A 13,760-nucleotide genomic window follows, 5' to 3' on the forward strand; every position below is an offset into this window, starting at 1 on the left:
CACACGTCCACGGCTTCCCCGGCCCGCCCCCTCACAGCAGCCCCCGCACGACCTCCCCCACCCCGCCCGGTCCCGGGGCGACCACCCACGACACCGCCACCCGCACCGCCGCCTCGCACGCGGTCGGCGTCCCCGCCCCCGCCGCCGCCACCCGCACCCGTACGGCCTCCACCAGCTCCGCGGCCCCCGGCGCCCCGGCGTCCGCCCGTCGCTGCGCCGCCCCCGCGGCCCCTGCCGCCGGCCCCCGGGCCGGTCGCCCCGACGGCAGCCGGTCCGACCAGCAGTCCGTCACCAGCGCCCGCACCAGCACGCTCGCCCGCGCCGCCCGTACGATCCACTCCGCGACCCCGGCCAGCCGGTCCGCGTCGGAGCCGGTGCGGTCGGCCAGCACCCGGTCGACGCCCGCCAGGAAGCCGTCCGCCTCCCGCCGCACCAGCGCCCGCGCCAGCCCCTCCTTGCTGCCGAACTCGTTGTAGAGGGTCTGCCGGGACACCCCGGCCGCGGCGGCCACGTCGACCATCCGTACCGCCGTCCAGGACCGCGCCGCCAGCGATGTGCAGGCGGCGTCCAACAGGGCTTCTCGCGCAGTGGGCATGGCCTCGCCTCCCGGCTGCCAGCGTTGACGGCCCGTCACGCACTGTCAAGACCGCCCGCGCGGCGCCCGACCCGCTGCCGCTACTGTGGCGCCCATGCCCGACTATCACGATGACCTGCGCCTCGCCCACGTCCTGGCCGACGCCGCCGACGCCGCCACCATGGAGCGGTTCAAGGCCCTGGACCTCCAGGTCGAGACGAAGCCGGACATGACCCCGGTGACCGAGGCCGACAAGGCGGCGGAGGAATTGATCCGCGGACAGCTGCGGCGCGCCCGCCCGCGCGACGCGGTCCTCGGCGAGGAGTACGGCCTGGAGGGCGACGGCCCGCGCCGCTGGGTGATCGACCCCATCGACGGCACGAAGAACTACGTGCGCGGCGTCCCGGTCTGGGCCACCCTCATCTCGCTCATGGAGGCGGGCGAGGGCGGCTACCGCCCCGTCGTCGGCGTGGTGTCCGCCCCCGCGCTCGGCCGCCGCTGGTGGGCCGCGAAGGGCGCGGGCGCCTACACCGGCCGCAGCCTGACCTCCGCGACCCGCATCCACGTCTCGAAGGTCCCCGAGATCGCCGACGCGTCCTTCGCGTACTCCTCGCTGACCGGCTGGGAGGAGCAGGGCCGCCTCGACGGCTTCCTCGATCTCACCCGGGCCTGCTGGCGCACCCGTGGCTACGGCGACTTCTGGCCGTACATGATGGTCGCCGAGGGCTCGATCGACATCTGCGCGGAGCCTGAGCTCTCGCTGTGGGACATGGCCGCGAACGCGATCGTCGTCGAGGAGGCCGGCGGCAGTTTCACCAGTCTGGACGGTGTCCCGGGCGTCGACGGCGGCAACGCCGCGGCCTCCAACGGCCTGCTCCACCCCGAGCTCCTCGGCTACCTCGACCGGCGCTCCTGAGCGGCATGAGGGGCGTGTGACGAGATTTTGCGCGCCCCTCAACTTGCCTCTACCTCCCTCTTGTTGACCCCCGGCGTCCCTGCGACTCTGAAAGCTCCCTCACTTGTGAACTTGTGAATCCGTTCCCGTTGCGCAGCGCGCGGCGGGGCCGCTGGTCCACACCCAGGAGGTGGCTTCTCCCATGCTCGTACGCGACGCCATGAGCACGATGGTCCTCACCATCGGCCCCGCCCACACCCTCCGCCAGGCCGCCCGGCTGATGTCCGCCCGTCACGTCGGCGCGGCCATCGTCCTCGACTGCGACACCAGCGGTCCGGGCATCCTGACCGAGCGCGATCTCCTCAACTCCGTCGGCGCGGGCCAGGACCCCGACCTGGAAACGGTCTGCTCCCACACCACCACCGACGTCGTCTTCGCCTCCCCCTCCTGGACCCTGGAGGACGCCGCCGACGCCATGGCGCACGGCGGCTTCCGCCACTTGATCGTGCTGGACGAACGGGGCGAGCCGGTCGGCGTCGTCTCGGTCCGCGACATCATCCGCTGCTGGGCCCCGAGCCGCCGCCACCCGGCGTCACTGGCGGGCTGAGGCCCGTACCGTACGGAAAAGGCCGGTGGGCCGGACCCCCAGGGGAATCCGGCCCACCGGCCTCACACCGTGACGCCGACGCCTACGCGGCGCGCAGCTCGCGCACCGCGGCCTCCAGGCGCTTGCCGAAGTCGGCGTCGGCCTGGCGGAAGTTGTGCACCGCGCGCTCGGCGATGTCCTCGCGCGAGACCTTGGAGATGAACCCGGCGAGGTTGTCGATCAGCCGGTCCTTCTCGTCCTCCGTCATCAGCCGGTAGAGGTTGCCCGCCTGCACGAAGTCGTCGTCCTCGGCGTGGCGGGGGGTCTCGTGGTTGCCCGTCGGACCGGTGACCGCGACCGGCTGCCACAGCGGCCGGCCGGTCTGCGCCGGGCCGCCGAAGCTGTTCGGCTCGTAGTTCTTGGCGCCGTCGTGGCGGCCGTCGTAGAGGTGGCCGTCACGGGAGTTGGTGCGCGCCTCGGTGGCGTGCGGGCGGTTCACCGGCAGGTGGTCGGCGTTGATGCCGACGCGGTAGCGGTGCGCGTCGCCGTACGCGAACAGGCGGCCCTGGAGCATCTTGTCGGGGGACGGGCCGATGCCCGGCACGAAGTGCGCGGGGCTGAAGATCGACTGCTCGACCTCGGCGAAGACGTTCCGCGGATTGCGGTTGAGCTCCAGCCTGCCGATCTCGATCGGCGGGTAGTCCGCGTGCGGCCACACCTTGGTGAGGTCGAACGGGTTGAAGCGGTACGTCGCCGCGTCCGCCGCCGGCATGATCTGCACCTGCACCGTCCAGGACGGGAACTCGCCGCGCTCGATGGACTCGCGCAGGTCGCGCTGGTGGCTGTCGGGGTCCATGCCGGAGAGCTGGTTGGCCTCCGCGGTGGTGAGGTTCTTGATGCCCTGGTCGGTCTTGAAGTGGTACTTGACCCAGAAGACCTCGCCCGCCTCGTTGTTCCACTGGTACGTGTGCGAGCCGAAGCCGTCCATGTGGCGGTAGGACGCCGGGATGCCGCGGTCGCCGAAGAGCCAGGTGACCTGGTGGGTGGACTCCGGGCTCAGGCCCCAGAAGTCCCAGACGTTGTCGGCCTCCTGGGAGCCCGTGTACGGGTCGCGCTTCTGGGTGTGGATGAAGTCGGGGAACTTGATGGCGTCCCGGATGAAGAACACGGGGGTGTTGTTGCCGACGAGGTCGTAGTTCCCCTCCTCCGTGTAGAACTTCACCGAGAAGCCGCGCGGGTCGCGCACGGCGTCGGCGGAGCCGAGGTTGCCCGCGACGGTGGAGAAGCGCAGGAAGGTCTCGGTCTGCTTGCCGACCTCGGAGAGGAACGCGGCCCGCGTCCACTGCGAGACGTCACGGGTGACGGTGAAGGTGCCGTACGCCCCGGCGCCGCGGGCGTGCACCACGCGCTCCGGTATGCGCTCGCGGTTGAAGTGCGCGAGCTTCTCCAGCAGCGCCTGGTCCTGGACGAGGACCGGCCCGCCGATGCCCGCGGTCTCGCTGTTCTGGTTGTCGGCGACCGGCGCGCCGGCCTCGGTGGTGAGCGGCCCCTGGGTCGTCACGTGCGCCTCCTGCGTCATTCCCGCAAATCCTGTCCCTTGTTCGCCCCGGCCTGTCCGCCTTGGCTCTCGCTGCACCCGATCCTACTCTGGACTTTGTCCAAGTCAAACAACCATCCAACTCCACATCGATTCGGGACTACGGTCCCCGTCCTGTTAGGCTGGAGGACATGAGCGACCTTTTGGAACGACTGCGCACACGCGGCTGGCGCATGACGGCGCAGCGCCGCGTCGTGGCCGAGGTCCTCGACGGGGACCACGTGCACCTGACCGCGGACGAGGTGCACGCCCGCGCGGTCGACCGGCTGCCGGAGATCTCGCGCGCCACGGTCTACAACACGCTGGGCGAGATGGTCTCCCTGGGCGAGGTCGTCGAGGTCTCCACGGACCGCCGCGCCAAGCGCTACGACCCGAACGCCCACCGCCCGCACCAGCACCTGGTGTGCGCGAAGTGCGGCGCCATCCGCGATGTGCACCCCTCGCGCAACCCGCTGTCCGACCTCCCGGACACGGAGCGCTTCGGCTTCACCATCTCGGACGTGGAAGTGACCTACCGGGGCATCTGCCCCAACTGCGCCCCGTAGCCCGCGCCCCCGGCAGGGGCGCGGGGAACCGCGCGCGCAACCCGTCACGGGCCGCGCGGCCGAGCGCTTCGGGTGACGGCGTGCAGGAACTGAAAAACGGCCGAAGGCCCGGAACTCTGACGAGTTCCGGGCCTTCGGCCTCTAGTAGCGGGGACAGGATTTGAACCTGCGACCTCTGGGTTATGAGCCCAGCGAGCTACCGAGCTGCTCCACCCCGCGTCGGTAGACCCAACCCTACACCGCGCCCCCGACCAGCGCAAATCCGTTTCCCGCCCGCCCGCCGCTCACGCCGTCAGCTCTTGGTGCAGCGCGTCCCGCAGCCGGGCCGCCCGCTCCGCCACCTCGGCGGGCCCCAGCTCCACGGCCCGTACGCACCACCGCTCGCCCTCGTCCAGCTCGCCCCGCCGCGCCGCCAGCAGCGCCAGGCGCAGCGCCGCCCGGCCGTGCCCGGCGTGCGCCGCCCGCGTCCACCACAGCTGCGCCTCGGGCTCGCGGCCCTCGCGCGCCAGCAGCAGCCCCAGGTTGAAGGCGCCCCCGAGACTGCCCGCCTCGGCCGCCTCGCGGTACCAGCGCGCCGCGGCCTCCGCGTCGCCGCGTCCGGCGGCCAGCATCCCGACCCGTACCTGCGCCCGGCGGTGGCCCTGCTCGGCGGCCCGCTCGTACCACTCCTCGCACTCGGACTTCTCGTCCACCGGCTCGCCGAGCACGGGCGGCCCGGCGGGCGGGCGGCGCGCGTCGAGCAGCATCCCGAGCCGGAAGGCGCCCTCGGCGCTCCCGCCGCCCGCGGCCCGGCGCAGATGGGCCTCGGCGTCCTGCTCGTCGCCCTCGCGCAGCAGCGCGATGCCGACCTGGAGGGCCGCCTCGGTGTGCCCGGCGGCGGCCGCCCGCTCGTACCACTCGAAGGCGCCCTGCTCGTCGCCGCGGCCCGCGTACAGGATGCCGAGGTTGAAGGCGGCGTCGACGCTGCCCGCCTCGGCGGCCTTGGAGAACCAGGGCTCGGCCCCCGCCGCGTCGCCGCCCTGCATCAGCAGGATGGCCAGCGCGTTCGCCGCCTCCCGGTGGCCCGCGTAGGCGGCGCGCCGGTACCACTGCTCGGCCTGCGCGGTGCGCTTCTGGGCGGCGCACAGCAGCCCGAGGTTGTACGCCCCGTTGATGTCACCGGCGTCCAGGGCGGCCCGGTACCAGCGCTCGGCGGTCTGCTGCTCGCCCCGGGCCGCGTGCAGCGCGCCCAGCGCGTTGGCGGCGTTGCCGTCGCCCTCCTGGGCGGCGCGCAGCCACCACACGGCGGCGCTCTCCTCGTCGCCGGCGTCGCGCAGCAGGAAGCCCAGCGCGCAGGCGGCGCGCGGCTCGCCGTCCTTGGCGGAGGTCAGGTACCAGCGCCCGGCCTCCTTGAGCTCGCCGCGCGCCTCCAGGATGACGCCCAGGTGGAGGGCGGCTCTGCGGTGCCCGCGCGCGGCGGCCTGGCGGTACCACTGCTCGGCCTCGACGGCGGGCGGCTTCTCGCCGGGGGCGGCGGAGGAGGTGCGGAGCATCCGGGGGTCGGTGTCCCAGGTGATGCCGCGCCGGTTGGCGACGTCGGCGGCGGGACCGTCGCCCGTGGGGGTGCCGGCCCGCCGGTCCAGCAGCCGTGCCAGGCGGTACGAGGCCTCCCGGTGCCCCTGTTCGGCGGCGGCCCGCAGCCAGCGCTCGGCGCCGACGTCGCCCCGGTGCTCCAGGAGGTCGGCGAGGGCGTACGCGCCCAGCGCGTGGCCGTGCTCGGCGGACTGGCGCAGCCAGTACTCGGCGGCGGGCTCGTCGCCGCGCTCGCGGTAGTGGCGGCCGAGCGCGTGGGCGGCGGCGGAGGACCCGGCGACGGCGGCGACGCGCCACCATCCGGCGGCCTCGTCGGCGTATCCGCGCTGGTGCAGCAGGACGCCCAGGTTGTTGGCGGCGGACCGGTCCCCGGCGGCGGTGGCGGCGCGCAGGTGGGGTTCGGCGCCGTCGAGGTCGCCGCGGCGCAGCAGCAGGGAGCCGAGCACGCTCATGGAGGCGGTGTCGCCGTTGGCGGCGGCCTGCCGGTGGCGCAGCTCGTACTCCGCCGTGGCGGTGTCCGTGTCCGCCGTGACGGTGTCCGTGCCTTCGTCGGCCGTATCAACCTGCCCTGTCTCCAACAGAGTTGCCCTGTCCCCCATAGTTTTCATCGTCGCACCACCCGCAACCCGGGTACACCTGGTATACCGCAGCCCGTGAGGTCACTTCAGCGTTTTGTCGACATGCCCACAGGGCGACAAGTCAAACACATCTGGGGTACGGACATGCGAAGAGGGCCCGAATCCTCAATGGATTCGGGCCCTCTTCCTTCAGTAGCGGGGACAGGATTTGAACCTGCGACCTCTGGGTTATGAGCCCAGCGAGCTACCGAGCTGCTCCACCCCGCGTCGTTGTTCTGCAACCGTACCACGACGCGGGAGGGAGCCTTTCCGGCCTGCGACTACTCGTTCTTCGCGGGCTCCTGCGGGTCCTTCTGGTCGGGCGCCTTCGGGTCGTCCGAGGCCGGGGGCGCCGCCTTCTGGGCGTCGGCCGCCCGCTGGAGCGCCTCCTGGAGCTTCTCCTGCGCCTTGCCGTACGCGACCCAGTCCTGCGGGGTCTTCTGCAGCGCCTTCTGGCCCTCGTCGTACGCCGCGGTGGCGTCCGCGATGGCCTTCTGGAGCGCGGCGGAACCGGTGGCCGGCGGCTTGGTGGTGCCGTCGCCCTTGTCCGGCGGGGTCTCCGCGCCCTTGTCGCCGAAGACCTCGTTGAGCGCCTCGGGCAGGCTGTTCTTGAAGACGGTCTCCTTGCCGTAGGACACGGCGACCCTCTTGAGCAGCGGGTACTGGGCGCTGTTGCCCTCCGCGTACACCGGTTCCACGTACAGGAAGCCGTCGTTGAGCGGGATCGTCAGCAGGTTGCCGTACTCGATGTTGGAGTTGGCGCCCTTCATGTTGCGGACGAACTCGGCGACGTCGGCGTTGCCGTTGAGGCGGCTCTGCACCTGCTGCGGTCCCGGCACGTCGCCCGTGACCCGCAACAGCCTTATCGTGCCGTAGCTCGGGCTGGAGGCATCCGCGTCGACCGCCATGAAGCCCCCGAGGTTGGGGCGCCCGTTGGGCGTGAAGGTCGTCGTCAGGGAGAAGTTCTGCTCCTTGTCGCCGGGCATCTTCAGGCTCAGGTAGTACGGCGGGACCGCGCCCTTGGCGTCGGTCGTCGGGTCGTCCGGGACCTGCCAGGCGTCGGAGCCGGCGTAGAACTGCTTGGGCTCCTCGACGTGGTAGCGGGTGAGCAGCTCGCGCTGGACCTTGAACATGTCCTGCGGGTAGCGCAGGTGCTCCTTGAGCTGCGCGGGGATCGCGCTCTTGTCCTCGACGGTGCCCGGGAACGCCTTCTTCCAGGTCTTGAGGACCGGGTCCTTCTCGTCCCACTCGTAGAGCTTGACCGTGCCGTCGTACGCGTCGACGGTCGCCTTCACCGAGTTGCGGATGTAGTTGACCTGGTTCTGCTGGGCGACGACGGCGCGCTGGTTGGTGGTCAGCGAGTCGGTCGTGGTGTCGCCGAGCGTGGTGCGCGAGGCGTACGGGTAGCCGTTGGTCGTGGTGTACGCGTCGACGATCCACTGGATGCGGTCGCCGATGACCGCCGGATAGGCGTCGCCGTCGATGGTCAGCCAGGGGGCGACGGCCTCGACGCGCTGCTTGGGCGTGCGGTTGTAGAGGATCCGCGAGCCCTCGCCGATGGCGCCGGAGTAGAGGATCTGCGGCTCGCTCATGGTGACGGCGTAGGCCGCCCGGTTGAACGGGTTCGAGAGGTTGACGCCGCTGTCGCCCCGGTAGCTGGTGGTCTTGGTGGGCTCGCCGTTCTTCTCGTAGTCGAGCTCCTGCTGCGGGCCGCCGACGATCGAGTACTGCTCGGTCTTCTCGCCGTAGTAGATCCGCTGCTCGTACTTGGCCTTCCCGGAGAGGACGCCCTCGGACGGCAGGCCGGACTCGGTGAACTCCGGGCCGCCCTCGGTGTCCGTGTTGATGGACGTGCCCTTGGCGGTCACCGCACCGTAACCGTGCGTGTAGTAGAAGTGGTCGTTGATCCAGTTCCGCTTCGGGATGCCCTTGAGGTCCAGCTCGCGCAGGCCGATGACGGTGTCCTGGCCGTTGTAGCGGTCCACGTCGAGGGTCTGCGGGAACTGGTAGTACTTCCGCTCCTGCTGGAGCTGGCGGAAGGTGGGCGAGACCACGTTCGGGTCGAGCAGGCGGTAGCTGGCCGCCGTGTCGGCGTCCTTGCGCAACTGCGCGTTGTCGACGCTGTCGTTCGAGCCCTTGTAGTCGGTGACCTTGGCGCCGGCGATGTCGTACGCCTTGCGGGTCGCGTCGATGTTCTTCTTGATGTACTCCGCTTCCTTGGCCTGCTCGTTCGGCTGGACCTGGAACTTCTGCACGATCGCCGGGTAGAGGCCGCCGATCAGGATCGCGGAGAGCACCATCAGGCCGAAGCCGATGACCGGCAGCTGCCAGGTGCGGCGCCACAGCGTCGCGAAGAACAGCACGGCGCAGATGACGGCGATGCAGAACAGGATCGTCTTCGCCGGGAGATAGGCGTTGGCGTCGACGTAGCGCAGGCCCGTCCAGTTGCCGGTGGCCTTGAAGTCACTGGACTTCACGGCCAGTCCGTACCGGTCGAGCCAGTACGCGACGGCCTTCAGCGCGACGAACACGCCGAGCAGCACCGACAGGTGCCCGGTCGCGGCGGCGGTCGCGCGCGCGCCGGGGCTGGTGAGCCGCAGCCCGCCGTACAGGTAGTGCACCAGCGCGGCGGCGACCAGGGAGATCACCGCGGCGGCGAACCCGAAGCCGAGCAGGAAGCGGTACCAGGGCAGGTCGAAGGCGTAGAACGCCACGTCGAGCCCGAACTGCGGGTCCTTCTGCCCGAACAGCTCGCCGTTGATCCACAGCAGCCAGGTGCGCCACTGTCCGGCGGCGGAGGCGCCCGCGATCAGCCCGACGAGGGCGGTGATCGCGATCAGTACCCACTTCTTGTACGGGGCCAGGCCCATCCGGTAGCGGTCGAGGCTCTGCTGCTCCATCGACATCGCGCTGAGCGGCGGCCGCAGCCGGTGCGCCAGCCAGACGTTCACGCCGACGGCGGCGGCCATGAGGAGACCGAAGACGGCGAACAGCCCGATCTTGGTCCACAGGGTGGTGGTGAAGACGGAGGAGAACTTGACCGACCGGTACCAGAGCCAGTCCGTCCAGAACCCTGCGAACATGACGAACGCCATGGCCAGGACGGCCAGGACCCCCAGTGTCATGAGCAGGGTCCGGGCACGCCGGGAGGGCCGGCCCACTCTGATCCGTGGCCCGGTCGGGCCTCCGCCGCGGTCCGGCATCTGGAAAGCCAACGTGCGCACCTCGAAGTTCGCTGTGTTGTTTGCGGTGTCTAGCGGGTCTAGCAGGTGTCTCCGGAACCCGCGAGGGCAGGACCCGTACCTATGCAACTTACTGAAGCTTTACTCAGTTCCCGCTTTGGGGGCCGAAGGAGGCAGGATATTCACCATGTCCAACTCCTCCCCCTCAGACCACACCCCTCCGATGCCCGCTCCGGGCACGCCGATGGCCGCCTCGCCGCTCACCCGGGCGGTGCTGGAGATCGACGAGTACGCCTCCGGTCTCGGCTGGGACAAGCCCGCCCGGCTGTTCGCCCTGGTGGACACCGCGAAGCTGCGCAAGCAGGAGCCGGGGCTCGCCAAGCAGCTCGGCATCGAGCCGGGGCAGGCGGCCGGCTACACGCCGATCGAGCAGGCGGAGATCCCGCGCGGCAAGGCGCTGGACGAGTTCCTCGGCACGATCGCCTGGCCCGACCAGGTGACCGGCTGCGCGCTCACGGTGGAGCGCCTGATGCTGCCGCCGTCGGCGGAGGCGTCGGTGCCCGAGGGCATGAAGGGCAAGCAGCTCACCAAGTGGGTGGCCGCGCACCCGGACCGGCAGGAGGTCCGGATGACGGTGGCGGTGCTGCGCGGCGGGGCCCGCGAGTCGGCGATCCGGCTGCGCGAGAAGGACTCGCCGAACGAGGTGCTGACGGGGCCGGACCTGGTGCCGGGGCTGGCGGAGGCGCTGGCGGCGACGTTCGAGTCGTAACCCCGGCGGTCCGGCCGGGGCGGGTCAGCCTGTCGTGCACCGCGGCAGGCTGGACCGGTCTCCCCTGCTGATGCCGTTCATCGCCTTCATGGCGTCGTCGAGGGTGTCGACCTTGACGAGGGTGAGGCCCTCGGGCACGTCGGCGGCGGCCGTCGCGCAGTTCTCCTTGGGCGTCAGGAAGTACTCCGCGCCCGCCTTGCGCGCCGCGACGGTCTTCATCTGGATGCCGCCGATCGGGCCGACCTTGCCCTTCTCGTCGATCGTGCCCGTGCCGGCGACGAACTTTCCGCCGGTCATGTCGCCCTCGGTGAGCTTGTCGACGATGCCGAGCGAGAACATCAGCCCGGCGCTGGGGCCGCCCACGTCGGCCAGCTTGATGTCGATGGTGAACGGGAAGGTGTGGTCGGTCCCGGCCTGGATGCCGACGATCGCCCTGCCGTTGTCCTCGGCCTTCTTCGTGGTGACGCTGACCTTCTCGGTCGTCGTGGGCTCCTTGTGCGCCTTCTCGGCGGCCTCGGCGTCCTTGACCGGCACGATGGTGAAGACGACCGTCTCCCCGGGCTTGCGCTTGGTCACCAGCTTGGCCACGTCGCCCGGCTCCTCGACCTTCGTGCCGTCGACCTCGCGGATGACGTCGCCCGCGTGCAGCTTGTCCTCCGCGGGGCTGTCCTTGACGACGCTCGCGACGACCACCCGGGTGGCGACGGGGATCTTCAGCGCCCGGAGGGCGGCCACCTTGGCGCTCTCCTGGGACTGGCTGAACTCCTCGGCGTTCTCCTGGGTGGACTGCTCCTCGGTCTTGCCGTCCGGGTAGAGCGTGTCGTGCGGCACCACGATGCTGTCGTGGGCGAGCCAGCCGTACACCGTCTCGGCGAGGTTCATCCGGTAGTCGGCGCCGGTGACGCGGACCGTGGTCATGTTCAGGTGACCGGTCGTCGGATACGTCTTGCGGCCCGCGATCTGGAGCACCGGCTCGCCGCCCGCCTCGCCCAGCGTGTTCACCGTCGGGCCCGGGGACATCTCCGCGTACGGGACCTTGATGAGGACACCCGCACAGAGCAGCGCGATGAGAACGAGGGTGGAAGCGAGCATCGTCGCAGTGCGGCGTGGCATGGAACGACAGTACGGGACGGGTGCGCACGTGCACCGCTGGGGCCGGTCCGTACGGGGCGCAGCGGCGGCTCTCGCGTACGAACGGCGGAGCGGGGCCGTCTCCGGCGGGGCGCCGGGTGGGGGGCCCTCAGGGGCGCGTGGGCGCCGGGGCGTCAGGCGGCTTCTGAACCGGAACGCGGTTTCTGCATGGCTTCGCGGAACTTCTCGTAGCCCGCCAACTCGGCGACATCACCGGTTGTGCGATCGCGGGCGGCCCAGCTTCCCCATATCGCAGCCCCTATGGCTGCGAAAAGCGGAATCAGCAACCAGGCAAGTGCAGCCATTTCCGACCTCCCGACCCAGTGAGCGACCGCTGGACAATCCCGAGCGATCGCAGCCAGCCGATCAGCAGATTAACCATCCGCTGCTCCAACGCTCCGCCCCGGGGTCGGGTTACGCAAATCGGGGCGGTTGACGGCGTCCGTGTTTAGAGCGCGGAGTTGCGGCTAACAGGCTCCGACCCATTCCTCCGTGCCGTCGGAGAACTTCTGGTGCTTCCAGATCGGCACGTCGTGCTTGAGGTCGTCGATGAGCATGCGGCAGGCCTCGAACGCCTCCGCCCGGTGCGGGCAGGACACGGCGACCACGACCGCGAGGTCGCCCACCGCGAGATCGCCCACCCGGTGGACGGCCGCCAGCGCCCGGACCGGGTACTTGGCGACGACCTGCTCGGCCACCCTGCGCATTTCCGCCTCCGCGGTGGGATGGCAGGAGTAGCCCAGCGCGTCGACGTCCGCGCCGCCGTCGTGGTTGCGCACGGTGCCGACGAACAGGGCGGTGCCGCCCGCCGCGTCCTCGCCGACGGCCCGGAAGACCTCGTCCAGGGAGAGCGCCGTGTCGCGGATGGCGAGGAGGCGGATCGGGTCCTGCGCCGCCTGTTCGCCCGGGTGGGTGCTGATGGTGCTGGGAGTGCCTGCCATGCCCTCCATCGTGCCGTACGCCACCGACAACGCGGTATTGCGTCATCGCCCGGCGCGGGCGGGCGGCCTCTGGAGCCTCCTACAGTTGCGCCCGGCACGGAGGCCGTGCCGGGCGCGGTGGCGCGACGGACGAAGGGCGCGTCGGGGCGTCAGATGCGGCGGCGGGCCTTGCGGGCGCGGCGCACCAGTGCGGCCGTGCCGAGCAGGGCGACGGTGGCGCCGGCGGCTCCGGCGGCGGTGGCGTCCTTGCGGCCGAGCCGGCGGCCGGCGACGGTGTGCCGTCCCTCCACCTCCTTGAGGAGCTCGGCGAGCACCTCCTCGTTGGTCCACCGCGGCCGCCAGCCCGCGTCGTGCAGTTGCGAGACGCTCACCACCCAGGGGTGCATGGTGTACGCCAGGTCGCCCGCCGGGGACGGGGTGAGGCCGATCCGGTGCAGGCGCGCGGCCGCGCCGAGCGCGACCGCCGAGGGCAGTTCCATGCGGCGGATGCCGCTGAGCTCCTCGACCTCCTCCTGCTCCAGCCAGCCGTCGCAGCCCACCGCGACCTCGCCCTCGACCTTCTCCAGGACGGCGTACTCCAGGGCGCTGACCAGGTCGTCCACATGGCAGAACTGCCAGGTGGGGCGGGAGCCGGCGGCGACCAGCAGGCGCGGCGACTCGAAGTAGCGGGTCAGGGCCGTGTCCGTGCCGCCGACCAGGACGGCGGGGCGCACGACCGTGACGTTGAGTCCGGGGTGGGCGCGCGGGGCGCGGCGGCCCAGGCGCTCCACCTCCAGGAGGTCGCCGACGCCGGTGGCCTCGGCGGTGGCGCGCAGTTCGGCGTCCTCGGAGAGCGGGACGTCGTTGTCGGGCAGGGCCCCGTAGACCATGGCGCTGGTGCACAGGACGACCCGGTGCACTCCCGCGGCGGCGGCCGCGGTGAGCACCGTCTGCGTGCCGCGCACGTTGTAGGCGGTGCGGGCGGCCGGGTCGGTCTCCAGGTCGAGGTCGAGCGCCAGGTGCACGACGACGTCCGCGCCGCGCAGCTTCTCGGCGATGGCCGGGTCGCGCACGTCGAGGATGTGCCACTGCGCCTCGGACACCTCGCCGCGCCGCTCGTCGATCGCGACGACCTGCTTGATCTCGGCGGACTCGGCGAGGCGGCGGGTCAGGTGGGCGCCGACTCCGGAGGCGGCGCCGGTGACCGCGACGACCGGGCCGCGCGCGGGGCCGCGCGACGGTGGGGTGGGGGTTGACGGGTTTCGCGCTGCGCGAACCTTGGGATCTGTTGCGCGAACCTGCGGATCTGGGGAACTCACCGGGCGTCTCCAGCGGTTGTCTTCAGTACGTACGCGAGTTGGCGCGTACGGAC

12 protein-coding genes and 2 tRNA genes are annotated in these 13,760 nt (G+C 71.5%); 4 read left to right on the plus strand and 10 right to left on the minus strand.

Annotated features, from left to right (window positions below):
- Positions 1–31: 31 nt before the first annotated feature.
- Positions 32–595 (minus strand): TetR/AcrR family transcriptional regulator, encoded by a 564-nt coding sequence (locus tag ACIP93_RS05850; RefSeq protein ID WP_401756117.1) that lies wholly within the window; start codon positions 593–595, stop codon positions 32–34.
- A 94-nt stretch (positions 596–689) separates the two neighbouring features.
- Between ACIP93_RS05850 and hisN the strand changes: the two genes are divergently transcribed.
- Both hisN and ACIP93_RS05860 read left to right on the plus strand, forming a co-directional pair.
- Positions 690–1,490 (plus strand): histidinol-phosphatase, encoded by an 801-nt coding sequence (gene hisN, locus ACIP93_RS05855; protein WP_345228524.1) that lies wholly within the window; start codon positions 690–692, stop codon positions 1,488–1,490.
- Positions 1,491–1,671: 181 nt separating this feature from the next.
- Positions 1,672–2,076, plus strand: coding sequence for a CBS domain-containing protein (locus ACIP93_RS05860; RefSeq protein ID WP_345228525.1), 405 nt, complete (start codon positions 1,672–1,674; stop codon positions 2,074–2,076).
- Between the two features lie 82 nt (positions 2,077–2,158).
- On the opposite strand, the gene ACIP93_RS05865 is transcribed toward ACIP93_RS05860, so the two are convergent.
- Positions 2,159–3,634: a catalase gene (locus ACIP93_RS05865; protein WP_401756121.1), complete on the minus strand. Its 1,476-nt coding sequence runs from the start codon at positions 3,632–3,634 to the stop codon at positions 2,159–2,161.
- A gap of 149 nt (positions 3,635–3,783) precedes the next feature.
- Here ACIP93_RS05865 and ACIP93_RS05870 point away from each other — a divergent pair, with 149 nt between their 5' ends.
- On the plus strand, positions 3,784–4,197 hold the full coding sequence (locus ACIP93_RS05870; protein ID WP_345228527.1) for a Fur family transcriptional regulator: 414 nt from the start codon (positions 3,784–3,786) through the stop codon (positions 4,195–4,197).
- Between the two features lie 145 nt (positions 4,198–4,342).
- On the opposite strand, the gene ACIP93_RS05875 is transcribed toward ACIP93_RS05870, so the two are convergent.
- From ACIP93_RS05875 to ACIP93_RS05890, 4 genes are all read right to left on the minus strand, one after another.
- Positions 4,343–4,416 (minus strand) — tRNA-Met (locus tag ACIP93_RS05875).
- Positions 4,417–4,481: 65 nt separating this feature from the next.
- Positions 4,482–6,377: a tetratricopeptide repeat protein gene (locus tag ACIP93_RS05880; RefSeq protein ID WP_345228528.1), complete on the minus strand. Its 1,896-nt coding sequence runs from the start codon at positions 6,375–6,377 to the stop codon at positions 4,482–4,484.
- Positions 6,378–6,540: 163 nt separating this feature from the next.
- Positions 6,541–6,614, minus strand: a tRNA-Met gene (locus ACIP93_RS05885).
- Positions 6,615–6,667: 53 nt separating this feature from the next.
- Positions 6,668–9,589, minus strand: coding sequence for a UPF0182 family protein (locus ACIP93_RS05890; RefSeq protein ID WP_345229155.1), 2,922 nt, complete (start codon positions 9,587–9,589; stop codon positions 6,668–6,670).
- Positions 9,590–9,755: 166 nt separating this feature from the next.
- Here ACIP93_RS05890 and ACIP93_RS05895 point away from each other — a divergent pair, with 166 nt between their 5' ends.
- A complete protein-coding gene (locus ACIP93_RS05895) occupies positions 9,756–10,337 on the plus strand; it encodes a PPA1309 family protein (protein WP_345228529.1) in 582 nt (193 codons plus the stop codon).
- A gap of 24 nt (positions 10,338–10,361) precedes the next feature.
- Here the strand turns inward: ACIP93_RS05895 and ACIP93_RS05900 are convergent, their stop codons facing one another.
- The 4 genes from ACIP93_RS05900 to ACIP93_RS05915 all read right to left on the minus strand — a co-directional run bounded on the left by ACIP93_RS05900 (position 10,362) and on the right by ACIP93_RS05915 (position 13,707).
- The gene (locus ACIP93_RS05900; protein WP_345228530.1) at positions 10,362–11,450 is read right to left on the minus strand and encodes a PDZ domain-containing protein; all 1,089 of its coding nucleotides are present in this window, start codon (positions 11,448–11,450) and stop codon (positions 10,362–10,364) included.
- A gap of 152 nt (positions 11,451–11,602) precedes the next feature.
- Positions 11,603–11,773 (minus strand): hypothetical protein, encoded by a 171-nt coding sequence (locus tag ACIP93_RS05905; RefSeq protein ID WP_345228531.1) that lies wholly within the window; start codon positions 11,771–11,773, stop codon positions 11,603–11,605.
- 162 nt (positions 11,774–11,935) lie between these two features.
- Positions 11,936–12,409 (minus strand): molybdenum cofactor biosynthesis protein MoaE, encoded by a 474-nt coding sequence (locus tag ACIP93_RS05910; RefSeq protein WP_401756127.1) that lies wholly within the window; start codon positions 12,407–12,409, stop codon positions 11,936–11,938.
- Positions 12,410–12,558: 149 nt separating this feature from the next.
- On the minus strand, positions 12,559–13,707 hold the full coding sequence (locus ACIP93_RS05915; protein WP_345228533.1) for an SDR family oxidoreductase: 1,149 nt from the start codon (positions 13,705–13,707) through the stop codon (positions 12,559–12,561).
- Between the last annotated feature and the right edge of the window lie 53 nt (positions 13,708–13,760).

This window comes from Streptomyces sp. NPDC088745 (assembly GCF_044751045.1).
GTDB lineage: Bacteria > Actinomycetota > Actinomycetes > Streptomycetales > Streptomycetaceae > Streptomyces > Streptomyces cremeus.

What these genes read in the sequence shown, in the direction of transcription:
- ACIP93_RS05910 (WP_401756127.1), bottom strand. Translation starts at nt 12,409, where the DNA reads ATGGCAGGCACTCCCAGCACCATCAGCACCCACCCGGGCGAACAGGCG.
- hisN (WP_345228524.1), top strand. Translation starts at nt 690, where the DNA reads ATGCCCGACTATCACGATGACCTGCGCCTCGCCCACGTCCTGGCCGAC.
- ACIP93_RS05905 (WP_345228531.1), bottom strand. Translation starts at nt 11,773, where the DNA reads ATGGCTGCACTTGCCTGGTTGCTGATTCCGCTTTTCGCAGCCATAGGG.
- ACIP93_RS05860 (WP_345228525.1), top strand. Translation starts at nt 1,672, where the DNA reads ATGCTCGTACGCGACGCCATGAGCACGATGGTCCTCACCATCGGCCCC.
- ACIP93_RS05900 (WP_345228530.1), bottom strand. Translation starts at nt 11,450, where the DNA reads ATGCCACGCCGCACTGCGACGATGCTCGCTTCCACCCTCGTTCTCATC.
- ACIP93_RS05850 (WP_401756117.1), bottom strand. Translation starts at nt 595, where the DNA reads ATGCCCACTGCGCGAGAAGCCCTGTTGGACGCCGCCTGCACATCGCTG.
- ACIP93_RS05870 (WP_345228527.1), top strand. Translation starts at nt 3,784, where the DNA reads ATGAGCGACCTTTTGGAACGACTGCGCACACGCGGCTGGCGCATGACG.
- ACIP93_RS05865 (WP_401756121.1), bottom strand. Translation starts at nt 3,634, where the DNA reads ATGACGCAGGAGGCGCACGTGACGACCCAGGGGCCGCTCACCACCGAG.
- ACIP93_RS05880 (WP_345228528.1), bottom strand. Translation starts at nt 6,377, where the DNA reads ATGAAAACTATGGGGGACAGGGCAACTCTGTTGGAGACAGGGCAGGTT.
- ACIP93_RS05895 (WP_345228529.1), top strand. Translation starts at nt 9,756, where the DNA reads ATGTCCAACTCCTCCCCCTCAGACCACACCCCTCCGATGCCCGCTCCG.
- ACIP93_RS05890 (WP_345229155.1), bottom strand. Translation starts at nt 9,589, where the DNA reads ATGCCGGACCGCGGCGGAGGCCCGACCGGGCCACGGATCAGAGTGGGC.